Source organism: Kitasatospora sp. NPDC058243, assembly GCF_042882025.1.
GTDB lineage: Bacteria > Actinomycetota > Actinomycetes > Streptomycetales > Streptomycetaceae > Kitasatospora.
In genome coordinates this window covers 53,569-69,086 of sequence record NZ_JBHVWW010000029.1, presented here as the reverse complement: position 1 = coordinate 69,086, position 15,518 = coordinate 53,569, and the positions used below count along the sequence as shown (strand labels likewise).

Here is a 15,518-nt window from a genome sequence, read left to right as displayed (position 1 = left end):
CGAAGCGGTGCGTCAACCGCGCGCGGCCCGCAGGAACTCGCGGTTCATCGCGGCGATGCTGGGCAGCGGGATGCCCTTGGGGCAGGCGGTGGCGCACTCGCCGGTGTTGGTGCAGCCGCCGAAGCCCTCGGCGTCCATGGCCGTGACCATGTCCCGCACCCGGGAGGCGCGCTCCGGCGCGCCCTGGGGGAGCACGTTGAGGTGGACCACCTTGGCGGAGGTGAACAGCATCGCCGAGCCGTTCGGGCAGGCGGCCACGCAGGCGCCGCAGCCGATGCACTCGGCGTGTTCGAAGGCGGTGTCGGCGGCCTCCTTGGGGACGGGCGTGGCGTGCGCGTCGGGGGCGCTGCCGGTGGGGGCGGAGATGTAGCCGCCGGAGCCGATGATCCGGTCGAAGGCGGAGCGGTCCACCACCAGGTCCTTGACCACCGGGAAGGCCGCCGCCCGCCACGGCTCGACGTCGATGGTGTCGCCGTCCCGGAAGTGCCGCATGTGCAGCTGGCAGGTGGTGGTCCGCTCGGGGCCGTGGGCCTGGCCGTTGATGACCATGCCGCAGGCGCCGCAGATGCCCTCGCGGCAGTCGTGGTCGAAGGCGACGGGCTGGTCGCCGCTGGTGATCAGCTCCTCGTTGAGGCTGTCGAGCATCTCCAGGAAGGACATGTCGGGGCTGATGCCGCCGACCTGGTAGGTCGTCATCGACCCGGGGGCGTCCGGGCCCGGCTGGCGCCAGATGCGCAGGGTGAGGTTCATGCGTAGCTCCGCTGGGTGGGGTGGACGTACGCGAAGTCGAGGGCCTCGCGGTGGAGGACGGGGGCGGCGCCGGTGCCGGTGAACTCCCAGGCGGCGGCGTAGCCGTACTCCTCGTCGCGCCGGGCGGCCTCGCCGTCGGGCGTCTGGCTCTCGGTGCGGAAGTGGCCGCCGCAGGACTCGGCGCGGTGCAGGGCGTCCAGGCACATGAGCTCGGCGAGCTCGAAGTAGTCGACGAGCCGGTTGGCCTTCTCCAGCGACTGGTTGAGCTCCTGCCCGGTGCCGGGCACCTTGATCCGGCGCCAGAACTCCTTGCGCAGCTGCGGGATCCGCGCCAGGGCCCGGCGCAGTCCGGCCTCGTCGCGGGCCATCCCGCACTCGTCCCAGAGGAGTTCGCCGAGTTCGCGGTGGAAGGAGTCGGGGGTGCGGTCGCCGTCCACCGCGAGGATGAGGTTCAGCCGGTCCTCGACCTCGGCCTCGGCCTCGGTGACCGCCGGGTGGTCGGCGGGGACGGCGGGCAGCGGGTTGCGGGCCAGGTAGTCGTTCAGGGTGGGCGGCAGGACGAAGTAGCCGTCGGCGAGGCCCTGCATGAGCGCGCTGGCGCCGAGCCGGTTGGCGCCGTGGTCGGAGAAGTTGGCCTCCCCGACGGCGAACAGGCCGGGGACGGTGGTCTGCAGGTCGTAGTCGACCCAGAGTCCGCCCATCGTGTAGTGGATCGCGGGGTAGATCCGCATCGGCACCCGGTACGGGTCCTCGGCGGTGATCCGCTCGTACATGTCGAACAGGTTGCCGTACTTGGCGGCGACGGCGTCCCGGCCCAGCCGGCGGATGGCGTCGGCGAAGTCCAGGTAGACGCCCTGCCCGCCGGGGCCGACGCCGCGGCCCTCGTCGCAGACGTTCTTGGCGGCCCGGGAGGCGATGTCGCGGGGCACCAGGTTGCCGAAGGCCGGGTAGATCCGCTCCAGGTAGTAGTCCCGCTCGTCCTCGGGGATCTCGGCCGGCGGCCGGGTGTCGCCCTGCGCCTTGGGCACCCAGATCCGGCCGTCGTTGCGCAGCGACTCGCTCATCAGGGTGAGCTTGGACTGGTGGTCGCCGGAGCGCGGGATGCAGGTGGGGTGGATCTGGGTGAAGCACGGGTTGGCGAAGTGGGCGCCGCGCCGGTGGGCCCGCCAGATCGCGGTGGCGTTGGAGTTCTTGGCGTTGGTGGAGAGGTAGAAGACGTTGCCGTAGCCGCCGCTGGCGAGGACCACGGCGTCGGCGGTGTGGGTGCTGATCGCGCCGGTGACGAGGTCGCGGGCGACGACGCCGCGCGCCCGGCCGTCGACGACCAGCAGGTCGAGCATCTCGGTGCGCGGGTGCATCTCCACGTTCCCGGCGGCGATCTGCCGGGACAGCGCCTGGTAGGCGCCGAGCAGCAGCTGCTGGCCGGTCTGGCCGCGCGCGTAGAAGGTGCGGGAGACCTGCACGCCGCCGAAGGAACGGGTGTCCAGCAGGCCGCCGTACTCGCGGGCGAACGGGACGCCCTGGGCGACGCACTGGTCGATGATCTCGACCGACACCTGGGCGAGCCGGTGCACGTTGGACTCGCGGGCGCGGAAGTCGCCGCCCTTGACGGTGTCGTAGAACAGCCGGCGGATCGAGTCGCCGTCGTTGCGGTAGTTCTTCGCCGCGTTGATGCCGCCCTGGGCGGCGATCGAGTGAGCCCGCCTCGGGGAGTCCTGGAAGCAGAACTGGACGACGTGGTAGCCCTGTTCGGCCAGCGTGGCGCCGGCCGCGCCGCCGGCCAGGCCGGTGCCGACCACGATCACGGTGTGCTTGCGCCGGTTGGCCGGGTTGACCAGCTTGGCCTCGAACCGCCGCTGGTCCCAGCGCTGTTCGATCGGCCCGGCGGGGGCCTTGGTGTCGGCGACGGGCTCGCCGACGGTGTAGTCCAGGTAGCTCATTTGACGACTCCGAACATCACGGCCACGGGGACGGACAGGAAGCCGACGGTCAGCGCGAGCGCCAGGCCGTTGGCGGTCAGCTTGAGCACCCGGTCCCGGCGGGCGTTGTTGGCGCCGAGGGTCTGCGCGGCGCTCCAGAAGCCGTGCCGGATGTGCAGGCCGACGGCGAGCATCGCGACGATGTAGATCAGGCAGCTGTACCACTGGCCGAACGAGGCCACGATGTTCTGGTACGGGCGGCCGTGCTCGGCGGCGGGGTTCACGGTCAGCGTGGTCAGGTCGAGGATGTGCCAGACGATGAACAGTGCCAGGATCACCCCGCCCCAGCGCATGGTCCGGGTCGCGTAGCTCGCCCGGCGGCGTTTGTGGACGTACTTGCTCGGCCGGGCGGCGAGGTCGCGGCGGCTGAGCTGGTAGGCCGAGACGCCGTGCAGCACGACGGCGGCCAGCAGGCCGAAGCGGGCGATCCACAGGAACCACTCGTGGCCCAGGAACGGCTGTCCGATGGTGCGCAGCCAGGCCGCGTAGCCGTTGATGTCGTCCGGGCCGGCGAACACCTTGAGGTTGCCCAGCATGTGCGCGACGAGGTAGAGCAGCATGGCCAGTCCGGTGACGGCCATGACCGCCTTCTTGCCGACGGTCGACCGCCAGAGCGTCGCCAGGGTGGACGGATGCCGGGCCGTCCGAGTCGCGGTTGTCATGGCTGCAACGGTAGGGACGGCCACCAGGGTGCGTCCAAGACATGCTGCGGCTCGTGACGATAGCCGTGGCCTATCGATGCGGCCTATCCTGGTCGGGTGCAGCTCCAGCAACTCCGCTACTTCCTGGCCGTCGCCGAGACCCGCCACTTCACCCGGGCCGCCGAGGCGGCACACGTCGCCCAGCCCTCGCTCTCCCAGCAGATCCGGTCACTGGAAAGGGAGTTGGGCGCCGAACTGTTCCACCGCACTCGGGGCAACATCGCCCTGACCGACGCCGGGGAGGCGCTGCTGCCACTCGCCCGGCGCATCCTCGCGGACACCGAGAGCGCCCGGCTGGCCGTCCAGGAGACGGTCCAGCTGCGCCGCGGCCGGGTCCGGCTCGGCGCGCCGCCGAGCCTGTGCACCAGCCTGGTGCCGGACGTGCTGCGGGTGTTCCGGGACCGCCACCCGGGGGTGGCGCTGGCGGTCCGGGAAGGCGGCTCGCGCGACCTGGTCCGCTCGCTGGCGGCGGGGGAGCTGGACCTCGCGCTGATCATCACCCCGCCGAGCGGGGAGGCCGCACCGGCGCTGGCCGTCACCGAGCTGCTGCACGAGGAACTGGTGCTGGTCTCCGCCGAGCGGCAGACCCGGCGCAAGGCGCGGGTGGCAGAGCTGCGGGGGCGCCCGCTGGTGATGTTCCGGGAGGGCTACGACGTCCGGGAGGCGACCCTGGCGGCCTGCCGGGCGGCCGGCTTCGAGCCGGAGTTCGCGGTGGAGGGCGGCGAGATGGACGCCGTCCTCGGCTTCGTCCGGGCCGGACTCGGCCCCGCGGTCGTCCCCGGAATGGTCGCGGCCCGCTCGGGACTGTCCGTCACACCCTTCGCCGCCCCGGGCCTGGGCCGCACCATCGCCGTCGCACACGGCCACGAGGTGCCGCTGACCCGCGCAGCGGAGGCCCTGCGCACGACGCTGCTGGCGCATCTGCACCATGCTGCCGGGTCCGGTGAACTCCCGCCGGGGACACGCCTGTTGCTGTGACGTGGAATTCTCAAAATTCTGACGTCCCATCAGGTTGCGAATGCTGTCGACTAGGGTGCGTATTTGGTTGTGATCAATTTGTGGGATTCGGCTGCGTGGGCGGGTCCTGATCCGGTAGACCATGTTGCGTGACGCGAGCGCAACTATCGGATGCTGAGTGGGAGTTCATCGAGCCGTATCTGCCGATCGGCGAGTACGGCCCGTACCCAGAGCGGCTGCGGCTGCAGTTCGAGGGCGTGATCTGGCGGTTCAAGACGGGCGGGCAGTGGCGGGAGATGCCGGGGGAGTTCGGCGCGTGGTCGACCGTCTCCAATCGCTTCCGGCAGTGGCGTGACGCGGGCGTCTTCGAAGCCCTGCTGGAGGGCGCGATCGCGGAGACCGCGAGGCGGGGCGAGGTGGATCTGTCGCTGGTCAGCGTGGATTCCACCACCGTTCGGGCCCACCACGATGCCGCCGGGATGCATCTGGGGCCCGACGCCCTGGAGGCCCTGGAGAAGGCCGCGGACGAGGCGGAGAAGGCCCGGCAAAAAGGGGCGGCCCGCAGGAACAAGACGGACAGGACGCCGCAGATGATCCGGGACGCGAGGAGCGGCGACGTGTCCGGCGGCGGCGCAGGCTGCGACTGAAGGTCGCGCTGCTCGGACGCTCCAGAGGCGGTCAGACCAGCAAGATCCACGTCGCCGGCGACCGCAGGTGCCGCCCGCTGGTGTTCGTGCTGACCGAGGGGCAGGCCGCCGACAGCCCGCAGCTCATCCCCGTCCTCGAGAAGTTACGGGTCCGCGGGCCGGTCGGCCGCCCCCGCACCCGGCCCGACGCGGTCGCCGGGGACAAGGCCTACTCGTCCCGCGGCAACCGCGCCCACCTGCGTCAACGCAAGGTCAAGGCGGTCATCCCGGAGAAGAAGGACCAAGCCGCGAACCGGAAGAAGAAGGGCAGCAAAGGCGGCCGGCCCGTCAACCACGACGTCGACCTCTACAAGGAACGCAACACCGTCGAACGCCTGATCAACAAGCTGAAGGCCTGGCGAGGCATCGCCACCCGCTACGACAAGACGCCCGCCAGCTACCTCGCCGGCCTCCACCTTCGCGGCGCGATGATCTGGATCAAAGACCTCACCAACACCACCCATTGATCACAACCAAATACGTGCCCTAGTCGGCATCGACAGGGCTCACTCCGATCTGTCAAGCTGACAGCCCGGTGACTGTCAGTCATGGCAGGATCGGTGCGGGTCGACAATGTGTCGAACTGAAGGAGGAGACATGGCTGAGGACAGCAAGGACAAGACTCCGTCTGGCACGTACGCAGGCACTGAAATCACGGTCGACGGTGAGGAGCACGTCATTATCCGGGAGGACCAGGTCCCGGTAGGCACTGACGGCGAGTGATACGCCCTCGCCCACGCTTCGGTACGGGCTGATCTCCGCCCGTTCCGGAACGGGGTGCTGCGCAGCGATGAGAGGGGCCCTGTCGGTCGCCGACAGGGCCCCCTTCTGGTGCGTTTTCGCAGTTCGCAGAGGTAGTACCAGGTGACGTCCGGTACCGACATGAGTGGCGAGTGTGGCAGGGTGGGCGGCGCGGCGAAGACCTCGGGCCGCATCCCGGCGATCCGGTTCAGTGTGGGCTGGTCCATGATCTGGTGGTTCGGAAGCATCCGCCTCTCGGCGAGTTCCCTGAGTGACGCGGCGCCCGAGCGGTGCGTTCGTCGGGTCATGTGTGCTTCCTCGAAGGGATGAGTTTCGGTGGGCGTCAAGCTGGGCGTGGCAGTCCTGACCATGGGCACGCGGCCGAAGGAACTGGCCGAGCTGCTGGCCTCGGTGGAGATGCAGACCGTGAGGCCGGCGCGGACGGTGGTGGTCGCCCAGGGCTGCCCGTTGCCGGAGCTGCCGCCGTGGGTGGAGGGCGTCGAGCTGGCCGAGAACCTCGGGGTGACCGGTGGCCGGAACGTGGCGCTGGAGCACCTGCGCGACGTGGACGTGGTGATCGACCTGGACGACGACGGCCTGCTCGTCGCCGACGACGTGTTCGCGAGGATCGAGGCGCTGTACGAGGCGGACCCCGGGCTGGGCATCGTGTCCTTCCGGATCGCCGACGAGACCGGACTGACCCAGCGCCGCCACGTTCCCCGACTGCGGGCCGGCGATCCGATGCGCGGTGGCGAGGTGACCAGCTTCCTCGGCGGCGGCCATGGTCTGTCGACGAAGATGCTGCGGCAGGTCGGGGACTGGCCGGACGCGTTCTTCTTCGCGCACGAGGAGACCGACATGGCCTGGCGGGCAATCGACGCGGACTGGCGGGTGCTGTACGCACCGGAGCTGCTGCTGCAGCACCCGCGGACCAGCCCGACCCGCCACGCGTTCTTCTACCGGGTGAACGCCCGCAACCGCGTGTACCTCGCGCGCCGCCACCTGCCCGCGCTGCTGGTGCCGGTCTACCTCGGCGTGTGGGTCGCGCTCACGGTCGCCCGCACCAGGAACGCCACCGGGTTGAAGGCCTGGTTCTCGGGCTTCGCCGAGGGCTGGCGCACACCGTGCGGTCGGCGAAAGCCGATGCGCTGGCGCACGGTGTGGACCATGACCCGACTCGGTCGGCCCCCGATCATCTGGCCCGCCCCCCCTGGGCGCACCCCCTCCCGGGGAAAAGAAGAACCGTCCTGGGGGGGGTCCCGGGGCCCGTTCCGTCGGCGGGGGGATCAGGCCGGCAGGACGGCTTCGATCGCGGCGGTCAGCTCGGCCGACTCCGGCTCGACCCGGGGCCGCAGGCGGGCGACGACGGTGTCGGCTCTTCTTCTTGAATGGCACAACGTGAAGGTTCGTCATGAAATGACCAATGCGAGTAGACGCCGTGTCGACCGGGAGAAGGGGGCATGGCCGAGGGGAGCAAGCTGGAGGTGAAGGCCGGGGACCGCCTTCTGTCTAGCAAGTACGCAGCAGGCCGACGCCATGTAACACATCGTCATAGGCCGACGCCACAGCGGCTGCGGTCAGCAGATCTGGACTGGCTCACATTATCGAGCCAGTAGGCGGGGCCACTTGGAAGTCTCTGCGCCGAGATTGGAAAGATGGATGCGGGAACCGCGTGGATAGAGCTGCACAGCGGCAATCATCCTAATTTCATCCGAGACACAAAGAAGGCATGTGAATGACTGCTCTTTCCGCCCTGGAGGAGGCCGGATGAGTCAGAGCAGTCATGATGGCGTGAGGAAATCACCTTGTCATTTTAGGCAGCGACCACCTCGCTTGGCCGTCTTACCGCCTGCAGGTCAGAATGCCACCGAGGCACGTGATCTTGAATGAGCCTTCTGTCTTGATGGCGGCGGCAGCGATCTCTGCTGCCCGACTGACCGTCTCGCGGAAAGGGACGCCGCATTGGTCAGCCCACGCTTCGTAGGAGGCGAGGTGGGAAACGATCGGCGCAGGATCGGTGATCTCGATGGCGCCAGGTAGTTCCCGCACCCGGATGTCCTTGAACGCTGTCCCGAGGTAGCCGGGGGCTTTCTCCAGGGAGAAGCGGGAGCTGAGGGAGACCCGCGCCGGCCCCTCGGGGATCCCGAGGATGTCGCCTGCGGCCCGGGCCCAGAGCCGGTCCAACTCCTGTTTATCGGTGTCGCTGTTGGTCGAGGCGATGAGCACACCGCCAGGTCGGAGGACGCGGGCCAGTTCCTTGATCGTGGCCTCGATGTCACCGACGTGGTACAGCATGTGTAGGGCCAACAAGGCGTCGGCGCTATTGTCGGCGAAGGGCAGGAACTGGGCGTCGGCCACCAGAACCGGCTTCTCGACGTCGGCGAGGATGCCCGTCGAGATGTCCATCCCGATGACCTGAAGGTCCGGACGGTCCTTGTGCAGGCGACTGACGAACTTGCCGTTGCCGCAGCCGACGTCGAGGACGATCCCGCTTGTGCCGGCCAGCTCTTCGAGGACGATCCCGGGCAGGTCGTAATGCGGTTGCTGCCACCGGTAGATGGACTGGCGGGCGGCCAAGTGGCGTCCGTCGGCGTAGGCGCTGTTCGCGAGGATGGACTTGTCGGCGATTGCGGCGTCCTGCTGTGCGGTGTTGCTCGTCACTGGGGCAGCTCCGGAGGATTCGTGAGTGCGGGTCGAGAGCAGGCTTCTCTGACATTCTCACGGAGACTCAGGACGATCGGGGAGCCTGCGTAGGCGGGCTCGGCAAGACGAGTGCTCAGCGCCCGAAGGCGGCTGGAGATGCTCGCTGTTCGCCGGTCCGGTGCGGCGTCCAGCACCACCGAGAGCTTCTCCTGCACGCCGTCGAGGTCGCCGTGGGCGAGGTGGGCGTTGGCGAGGTCAAGGCGGGCGGCCAGCAGGTCACCGGAGGACTGTTCCTGCCGCGGTGCAGACTCGTACAGGTCGATGGCCCTGGAGGACGCCTCGATGGCGCGGTTCACATGCGACCGGGCGCCCAGGGCAAGGAGGGCGGTGCCGGCGTAGGTCCACTGCTTGGCCTCGGGAAACGTGAACACACCGGGAAGATCCACGGCGGCTACTGTGCTCCGCGCCGCCTCGGCAGCTTCCACGGCTCGTAGCGCGCTCGCGCTGTCTCCGAGCGCGGCGGTGGCCCGTGCTTCGAGACTGAGCAGACGAGCTGCGATCGTCCCGCTGTCCGCGTACGGCAGTCCGGCTCTGGCCAGCTCGGCGGCCTGGCGGTGGTCCTGCTGCCAGTAGGCGATCAGGGACTGGACGGATCGGATCCAGGCCCGGAGACCGTTGTGGCCGGCTGACTCCGCGCAACGCCAGGCCGTTCGCGAATGCGTAGCTGCGGCCGTGTACTGGCCGAGGTCGAGGGCGACATGAGTGGCCAGGCCGCAGAGGCGCCCGGCCTGCAGGTAGAGATGGCTTGTCTGGTACGGGTGTTGGCGGCCTCGGAGTAAGTCGAACACTCCTCGCCGGAGGGTCCCGATGTCGTGGAAGAGCTCGGACACCGGTTTGCTCACATAGTCCCCTGCCAGCCTCGCGATGTCCGCGTCGATCTGTTCGAGCAGCGTGTCATCCACGTTGGAGGCGCTCGCGAAGCGGAGGAAGAACGCGGACTCCGCCGAGTCGGTTGCCACGGCCATTACGAGATCGTTGTGGCGTTCCGTGCGCAGGTCAGGCACAGGAAGCGACGCTTCGCCGACGCTGCTGAGCGGTGGAACTGCTTTGGCGGCTGCAGGGGATGCTGCCAGCAGGTCGGCCAACTGGTCGACCGAGAGTTCCAGGGCGCGGGCGAGCTTCGGCCGCATCCAGGGCTGTGGGGCACCCCTGCCGCTCTCCCATCGCCCCACGGTCGTACGGTCCACATCAAGGGCTTCAGCCAGGGATTCCTGGGTGTGGCCGACCGCCTCCCTGCGCTGGATCAGCCGGGACCTCCTGGATGCCATCGCGCGTCCTCCAGAGGTACGTCAGTTCGTCTGCAGCCGTAACAGGCCAGGTCATGCCCGGGTTTGCAGCACGGATGCCTCATTGCCGCTTCAATTCTGCTCTGGTTCACCGGCGTTGGAGGCGGTTCCGTAGATACCTGCCGGGTGAATCCCGGCGCGAATCGGCCCGCTGCCGACCTCGTCCCGGTGAAAGGTCCGCACTCATGTCCGTCACCACTCGCCAAGCGGTCACCCCTGCCCCGTTCGGCTTTCGCGTGCTGCCCAGTGCCGAGGCCGTGCCGGACGCACGGCGGCGGGTGATACGGGCCGTGCGTGGTTGGGGACTGCCGCTGGTCGAGGACGCGCTCCGCGATGTCGAGTTGCTGTCCAGCGAGCTGATCACCAACGCCGTGTCCCACACTCACGCCCCGTGCGTCGTGTGCGTGTCCTGGGACGGTGAACGGCTGCGCGTCGAAGTGACGGATGTCGGCCACGAACTGCCGGCTATCGGCGGGATCGATCTCGATGCCACCGACGGGCGAGGGCTGTTCCTGGTGGCAGCGCTCGCGACGAACTGGGGCGCCGACCCGGACCCCGCCGGCAAGCGGATCTGGTTCGAAGTCGGCACCACCACTGCCGTCTCGGGCGACGAGCGACTCACCACGCTGGTGAGGGCCGCGGCCCCGAAGGCACGGGACGTCGTCCCGACCAGTGCCTGACAAGGCTTCCTCCGCCCCGACGCGGGCTTGGGGGGATGCAGGTGGCCGCGCTGGTCAACAGCCGTGCGGCACAAGCACCTGAGGTTCCTTGCCAGCGGCTTGTCCTGGCAACGGATCCATCGCTGCACCAACGACGGGGGCTGGGCAGCCGCCCGCCCCATGATCCTGAAGGAGTGCTTCATGCCCGAGAACCTGACGACCAGCACCGAGCCGGAGGGCGACGGCCTGCTGGTCGCCCGTACGAAGGTCGCCGCGGCCCGCTCGCGTGGCGAGCAGCCGTCGGACGGCGGCTCCACCGGCCGAACCGACACCAACGACTGACGGCTGTATCACGATGACCGCCGAGCACTTCTCGGTGGTTGAGCGTCTGGGCGGGGATGACTTCCTCGCCCAGACGCTCGGCCGCAGCTTCAAGGTCGCACGCGGCGAATCCGCGTCGCTCGCCGGACTCATGAGTTGGGATGACCTCAACACCATCCTGACCCACCACCGGTTCGAACCGCCTCGCTTCCGCCTCGCCGCCAATGGGGAGCAGGTGCCCGCGCACACGTACTCCCGGCCGATCACCACCCGGCGGAGCACCGTCTGGTACCAGCTCCAGCCCTCCGAGCTGCACAAGAGGCTCGCCGAGGGTGCCACGCTGGTCCTGGATGCTGTCGAGGAACTTCACCCCGGCATCGGTGCTCTGGCCAGCCAGCTTGAGCGCCGGCTGCGAACCGGCGTGCAGGTCAACCTGTACGCCTCCTGGACCGGGATCGAGGGCTTCGGCGTCCACTGGGACGATCACGACGTGGTCGTCGTCCAGCTCGACGGCGCGAAGCGCTGGCGCATCTACGGTCCCACCCGCACGGTGCCGATGCACCGTGACGTCGAGACGCCCGAGCCGCCGCCCGAAGAGCCCGTCGCTGATCTGGTTCTCACCGCCGGCGATGTGCTCTATCTGCCTCGGGGCTGGTGGCACGCCGTTGCCGCCTCCGAGGGCCAGCACTCGCTGCACGTCACGTGCGGGCTGCAGAGCACGACGGGTGCCGACTTGATCACCTGGCTGTCGGAGATGTTGCGTGCCCACGAGACCGTCCGGGCGGACGTCCCGCGCTTCGGGGCCGCCGAGGAGCAGCGCGCCTTCCTCGACACAATCGGCAAGCTCATCGCGACCGAGCTGGAGAGCGACGACCTGATCGCCCGCTTCTCCTCCGCTCGCGACGCCACCGAGCGAGCCCGGCTCGTGCCGTCGCTGCCCCACATCATGGCGGCCCCGCCGGATGCCGACCTGCAGGTACGCCTGGTCACCACGCGGCCCGTGCTCAGGGCTCTGCCCGACGACACCGTCCGGTTGACCGCTGGCGGCGAGGAGTGGACGTTTGCCGCCAGGGCCGAGCCGATGCTCGCGCTCCTCGCCGATGGGGAACCTCACCGGCTGGCCGATCTCGCGCAGGCCGCGGGCGTTGCTCTCGGACAGGCGGCCGGTGTCGTGACGGAGCTGGTCGACGGCCAGGCCGCCGCGATCGGAGGCCTACGATGACCGCCCGGCTGGGCCTCGGCACCTACCGTTGCCTCGATGTGGCCGAGGCAGCGTTGATGGCCGCCTCCCGAGGTGCCGACTGGGTGGACACGGCGCCCAACTACGCAGGTGGCCGGGCGGAGGCGTCGCTCGCAGTGGCTCTGGCTGCCTACCCGAATCTGTGCGTCTCCACGAAGGTGGGCTTCGTCCCGGTCGGCACCAGGCACATCGGGGTACGAGCCGGTGCCCTGTCCGCGGCGGACGCCCAGCGCGGGTACTGCCTCACCCCGGACTACATCGCTTGGCAGCTCGCGCGCTCCAAGCTCATGCTCAGCCGGGTACCCGACCTGGTGTTCGTCCACAACCCCGAGCACGCCTGCCCGGACGGCGAGATCACCGGCCGGCTCTACAACGCCTTCCTGGCTCTGGAGGAGGCGTGCAGCCAACAGATCATCAGCGCCTATGGTGTGGCGACCTGGCGCGGCTTCAGCAGTGGCCTCTTCGAAGTACCCATGCTGATCGAACTCGCGATCAAGGCCGGCGGGCCGAATCATCACCTGTGGGCCATCCAGCTCCCGGTCTCCCTCGTCCACCTCGTGCCCATCGCTCAGGCTCTCGACGGACACGGCCCGTTGGCCGATGCCCTGGATGCGGGACTGGAGGTGTTCGCCTCCGCCCCGCTCCACGGCGGGGAGATCCCGGGCCTGGCCACTCCTGAACTGTCCGAGCTGATCGCCCCGGGCAAGACCAGTGTCGAGACCGCCCTCGCCGTCGTTGCTTCAGCCCCAGGGGTGAAGCGTGTACTCCTGTCGACGGGGAACCCGGAACACTGGATGGGGGCCGTCGAAGCTGTCGGCCGACCGCCGTTGTCTCCGGACGTACTCCGAAGGGTCGTTGATGTACTCGGAACCTGAGCCGGACACCGCCAGGCGGATGCGTGAGATGCACGCCGTAGCAGCAACCGTTTTCAACGCGAGGCCGATCGGCTCCCGCGAAGCGTGGGGCTGGCGCGGACGCACCCTCAGCCGCCCGGTTGCCACGGCGTCCGGCGAGGGCTGGCTCCGCATGGTGTCCGCTCCGGCCGACAAGGCCGGCGGAAAACTCTGGGAGGGACCGCAGGAGGCAGAACGGCTCATGCCTTCTGCGGTACCCAGGCCACGCCTGCGGGAGCGGCGTACCTGGACCGAGGGCGAGCACGGCTACCTGGCGGAGCTGTACGACAAGATCACCGCCTCCACCATCGCCACCCACGAGCCGATCCTCCGGGAAACACCTGACCTGGACCACACCTGGTGGGACGGGCTCAGCACCGCCCTCGACGCCATCGCCGCCGTCCCCAGCGACCGGGTGGCGGTCCGGCAGGAATACCTGGACCGCGCCATGCCCCAGTACTTGGGCATCCCGATCGACACCAGGGTGCCTGCCTGGACGACGGCCCACGGTGACCTGCACTGGGCCAACCTCACGGGCCCGACCCTCACCGTCCTCGACTGGGAAGGCTGGGGCGTCGCGCCTGCCGGGTACGACGCGGCACTGTTGTACTCGTACAGCGTCCTCGTGCCGGACACCGCCGCCCAGGTCCGTCACCGACTCGCCCACATCCTCGACACGCCAGCCGGGCAGTTTGCCGAACTTGTCGTCATCACTGAACTGCTGCAGACCATTACTCGAGGCGACAACCTCGACCTGGAGGAGCCCTTGCGAAGGCGGCTCTCTGCGATCACCAGATGACTGGCCCTCGACCCCCCGGTCGAGGGTGGCGCGTTGGGCAGCCCTTGGGATATCCAACGCGCCAATGTGCTCCGCCCCAAGGGGCGAGGACCGGGGTAAGGATGACGGCGAAGGACGGCCCGAGGACCGAGTACGGCCTTGTTGTCACCCACCTCGGTGAGCATCGACTGATCGGCTACGCCCGATTGGCCACCGAGCCGCAGCAGGCCGCCACCGTCGGCTTCGCCCTCCATCCCGCCGAGTGGGGCAAGGGCCTCGGCACGGCGACCGTCCATCTGCTGTGCGCGCTCGGCTTCGACGTCCTGGGAATGCACCGCATTTGGGCAGCCCGATCCCCGCTCAATGAGGCCTCCGCACGCACCCTACTGCGAGCGGGCATGACTGAGGACGGGCGGATCCGCGATCACGTCTTCGTCCACGGCGCCTGGCGTGACTCGATCACCTACTCGATCCTGGAGCACGAGTGGACACCGATGGAGGGCTGGGATCAGCAGCGCCAGTGGGTGATGCCGGCCGGGCCGGGAACGGAACAACGGACCGGCCCCGGGCGGGTGCCCGGGGCCGGTCCGTCGGTGGGTGGATCAGGCCGGCAGGACGGCCTCGATCGCGGCGGTCAGTTCGGCCGACTCCGGCTCGACGCGCGGCCGCAGGCGGGCGGCCACGGTGCCGTCGGGGGAGACCAGGAACTTCTCGAAGTTCCAGCTGACGTCACCGGTTTCGCCCTCGGCGTCGGCGACCTGGGTCAGCTGCCGGTACAGCGGGTGCCGGTCGTCGCCGTTGACGTCGATCTTCTCGAACAGCGGGAAGGTGACGCCGTAGGTGGTGGAGCAGAAGGTCTGGATCTCCTCGGCGCTGCCCGGCTCCTGCCCGGCGAACTGGTTGCAGGGGAAGCCCAGCACGGTGAACCCGCGCGCGGCGTACCGCTGCTGGAGCCTCTCCAGGCCGGTGTACTGCGGGGTCAGGCCGCACTTGGAGGCGACGTTGACGATCAGCAGCGCCTTGCCCTTGTACTCGGCCAGCGAGGTGGGCTCGCCGGTGAGGGTGCGCAGCGGGATGTCGTACAGGCTCACGGGGGTGGTCCTTTCGGCAGGTGTGTGGAACGGAGTCTCGCCGAGCCACCGTAGTGGCCGCGACCACCTGGACCGGGACCGACCTACCGGTCTTTCGGCAGATCGGCCCCGAAGGCGGAGAAGTCGGCGCTCGACCAGTGCTCGGGGCGCATCCGGACCGTGATGTCGGCGGCCAACTGTTCCCGGGCGGAGGCGAGGTAGTCGCGCGCGGCCTCGGGTGGCAGGTAGCGGTTGGCGAGGGCGGCCCACTCGTCCGGGTCGAGCCGGTCCTCGATCGCCACCACCGGGCCCTCGACGCTCACGTACGCGGCCGGGTGCTGCTCGTGCTGGGCACAGAGGGTGAACCGCCCGGCGGCCCGGATCCGTCGGGCCTTGACGGAGTCGCGGCCGGTGATGACGGTGAGCAGGCCGCCCGGGACGTAGGAGTACCAGACCGGTACGGCCAGCGGTCCCCGGTCCGGTCCGGTGCCGGAGTCGACGGCCAGCACGCCGACGTGCGGTGCGGCGAGGAACCGCTCGCGCTCGGCCCTGTCCATGGTGAAGGGCATGGTGTGCGCTCCCGGGGGCTCCGGGCCCGCGCACGGTGGTCGGGCGCGAGCGTCTTCCGGTTTGTACCCGCTACGCCTCCGGGCCAATCGGGGGGGGGGTAGGACGGGGACTGCCCCCAGTGGCCCCCGGCGGGGTCAAGGCGGCAGAGGTTTTACGGGGGTCGGTGCGTGTTTTGGGAGGGTGG

At 69.5% G+C, this 15,518-nt stretch carries 14 protein-coding genes and 3 pseudogenes; 10 read left to right on the top strand and 7 right to left on the bottom strand.

The window, feature by feature from the left end:
* Positions 1 to 12 precede the first annotated feature (12 nt).
* Genes ACFVX9_RS20295 through ACFVX9_RS20285 form a run of 3 tightly spaced genes read right to left on the bottom strand, consistent with a single transcriptional unit; the run spans position 13 to position 3,391 of the window.
* Positions 13 to 750, bottom strand: a complete 738-nt coding sequence (locus tag ACFVX9_RS20295; protein WP_363372913.1) for a succinate dehydrogenase/fumarate reductase iron-sulfur subunit — start codon at positions 748 to 750, stop codon at positions 13 to 15.
* Positions 747 to 2,690, bottom strand: coding sequence for a fumarate reductase/succinate dehydrogenase flavoprotein subunit (locus tag ACFVX9_RS20290; protein ID WP_387982824.1), 1,944 nt, complete (start codon positions 2,688 to 2,690; stop codon positions 747 to 749). The genes ACFVX9_RS20295 and ACFVX9_RS20290 overlap by 4 nt, the downstream gene beginning before the upstream one ends.
* Complete coding sequence (locus ACFVX9_RS20285) at positions 2,687 to 3,391, bottom strand: succinate dehydrogenase cytochrome b subunit (protein WP_063346103.1); 705 nt, start codon at positions 3,389 to 3,391, stop codon at positions 2,687 to 2,689. The genes ACFVX9_RS20290 and ACFVX9_RS20285 overlap by 4 nt, the downstream gene beginning before the upstream one ends.
* A 96-nt stretch (positions 3,392 to 3,487) precedes the next feature.
* Between ACFVX9_RS20285 and ACFVX9_RS20280 the strand changes: the two genes are divergently transcribed.
* From ACFVX9_RS20280 to ACFVX9_RS20265, 4 genes and pseudogenes are all read left to right on the top strand, one after another.
* Entirely contained in the window at positions 3,488 to 4,408 is a 921-nt protein-coding gene (locus tag ACFVX9_RS20280) for a LysR family transcriptional regulator (protein ID WP_063346102.1), read from the top strand.
* A 128-nt stretch (positions 4,409 to 4,536) separates the two neighbouring features.
* Positions 4,537 to 5,540, top strand: a pseudogene (locus tag ACFVX9_RS20275) (IS5 family transposase).
* Between the two features lie 130 nt (positions 5,541 to 5,670).
* The gene (locus ACFVX9_RS20270; protein ID WP_380379010.1) at positions 5,671 to 5,796 is read left to right on the top strand and encodes a hypothetical protein; all 126 of its coding nucleotides are present in this window, start codon (positions 5,671 to 5,673) and stop codon (positions 5,794 to 5,796) included.
* Between the two features lie 387 nt (positions 5,797 to 6,183).
* Positions 6,184 to 7,011, top strand: a pseudogene (locus ACFVX9_RS20265) (glycosyltransferase family 2 protein); the annotation flags it as partial.
* Between the two features lie 645 nt (positions 7,012 to 7,656).
* Here the strand turns inward: ACFVX9_RS20265 and ACFVX9_RS20260 are convergent.
* Together ACFVX9_RS20260 and ACFVX9_RS20255 are read right to left on the bottom strand one after the other, a co-directional pair.
* Positions 7,657 to 8,475 (bottom strand): class I SAM-dependent methyltransferase, encoded by an 819-nt coding sequence (locus tag ACFVX9_RS20260; protein ID WP_380483740.1) that lies wholly within the window; start codon positions 8,473 to 8,475, stop codon positions 7,657 to 7,659.
* A complete protein-coding gene (locus ACFVX9_RS20255) occupies positions 8,472 to 9,785 on the bottom strand; it encodes a helix-turn-helix transcriptional regulator (protein WP_387982821.1) in 1,314 nt (437 codons plus the stop codon). Before ACFVX9_RS20255 ends, ACFVX9_RS20260 begins: the two co-directional genes overlap by 4 nt.
* Before the next feature lie 203 nt (positions 9,786 to 9,988).
* On the opposite strand from ACFVX9_RS20255, the gene ACFVX9_RS20250 reads away from it, so the two are divergent.
* From ACFVX9_RS20250 to ACFVX9_RS20225, 6 genes and pseudogenes are all read left to right on the top strand, one after another.
* Entirely contained in the window at positions 9,989 to 10,483 is a 495-nt protein-coding gene (locus ACFVX9_RS20250) for an ATP-binding protein (RefSeq protein ID WP_387982819.1), read from the top strand.
* 180 nt (positions 10,484 to 10,663) lie between these two features.
* Positions 10,664 to 10,804, top strand: a complete 141-nt coding sequence (locus ACFVX9_RS20245; protein ID WP_167745844.1) for a hypothetical protein — start codon at positions 10,664 to 10,666, stop codon at positions 10,802 to 10,804.
* Between the two features lie 13 nt (positions 10,805 to 10,817).
* Positions 10,818 to 12,005, top strand: coding sequence for a cupin domain-containing protein (locus ACFVX9_RS20240; RefSeq protein WP_063346098.1), 1,188 nt, complete (start codon positions 10,818 to 10,820; stop codon positions 12,003 to 12,005).
* Positions 12,002 to 12,898 (top strand): aldo/keto reductase, encoded by an 897-nt coding sequence (locus ACFVX9_RS20235; protein ID WP_380483729.1) that lies wholly within the window; start codon positions 12,002 to 12,004, stop codon positions 12,896 to 12,898. The genes ACFVX9_RS20240 and ACFVX9_RS20235 overlap by 4 nt, the downstream gene beginning before the upstream one ends.
* Before the next feature lie 220 nt (positions 12,899 to 13,118).
* Positions 13,119 to 13,715: a hypothetical protein gene (locus ACFVX9_RS20230; protein ID WP_380379023.1), complete on the top strand. Its 597-nt coding sequence runs from the start codon at positions 13,119 to 13,121 to the stop codon at positions 13,713 to 13,715.
* Positions 13,712 to 14,086, top strand: a pseudogene (locus tag ACFVX9_RS20225) (GNAT family N-acetyltransferase); the annotation flags it as partial. The gene ACFVX9_RS20230 and the pseudogene ACFVX9_RS20225, both read left to right, overlap by 4 nt.
* 210 nt (positions 14,087 to 14,296) lie before the next feature.
* On the opposite strand, the gene ACFVX9_RS20220 reads toward ACFVX9_RS20225, so the two are convergent.
* Positions 14,297 to 14,785: a glutathione peroxidase gene (locus ACFVX9_RS20220; protein ID WP_387982816.1), complete on the bottom strand. Its 489-nt coding sequence runs from the start codon at positions 14,783 to 14,785 to the stop codon at positions 14,297 to 14,299.
* Between the two features lie 83 nt (positions 14,786 to 14,868).
* A complete protein-coding gene (locus ACFVX9_RS20215; protein ID WP_387982814.1) occupies positions 14,869 to 15,333 on the bottom strand; it encodes a pyridoxamine 5'-phosphate oxidase family protein in 465 nt (154 codons plus the stop codon).
* Positions 15,334 to 15,518 lie beyond the last annotated feature (185 nt).

Bases quoted from the DNA above. Each gene is read 5' to 3' on its own strand.
- ACFVX9_RS20295 (WP_363372913.1), bottom strand. From the start codon at position 750: ATGAACCTCACCCTGCGCATCTGGCGCCAGCCGGGCCCGGACGCCCCC.
- ACFVX9_RS20290 (WP_387982824.1), bottom strand. From the start codon at position 2,690: ATGAGCTACCTGGACTACACCGTCGGCGAGCCCGTCGCCGACACCAAG.
- ACFVX9_RS20285 (WP_063346103.1), bottom strand. From the start codon at position 3,391: ATGACAACCGCGACTCGGACGGCCCGGCATCCGTCCACCCTGGCGACG.
- ACFVX9_RS20270 (WP_380379010.1), top strand. From the start codon at position 5,671: ATGGCTGAGGACAGCAAGGACAAGACTCCGTCTGGCACGTACGCAGGC.
- ACFVX9_RS20255 (WP_387982821.1), bottom strand. From the start codon at position 9,785: ATGGCATCCAGGAGGTCCCGGCTGATCCAGCGCAGGGAGGCGGTCGGC.
- ACFVX9_RS20250 (WP_387982819.1), top strand. From the start codon at position 9,989: ATGTCCGTCACCACTCGCCAAGCGGTCACCCCTGCCCCGTTCGGCTTT.
- ACFVX9_RS20245 (WP_167745844.1), top strand. From the start codon at position 10,664: ATGCCCGAGAACCTGACGACCAGCACCGAGCCGGAGGGCGACGGCCTG.
- ACFVX9_RS20240 (WP_063346098.1), top strand. From the start codon at position 10,818: ATGACCGCCGAGCACTTCTCGGTGGTTGAGCGTCTGGGCGGGGATGAC.
- ACFVX9_RS20235 (WP_380483729.1), top strand. From the start codon at position 12,002: ATGACCGCCCGGCTGGGCCTCGGCACCTACCGTTGCCTCGATGTGGCC.
- ACFVX9_RS20230 (WP_380379023.1), top strand. From the start codon at position 13,119: ATGCCTTCTGCGGTACCCAGGCCACGCCTGCGGGAGCGGCGTACCTGG.
- ACFVX9_RS20215 (WP_387982814.1), bottom strand. From the start codon at position 15,333: ATGCCCTTCACCATGGACAGGGCCGAGCGCGAGCGGTTCCTCGCCGCA.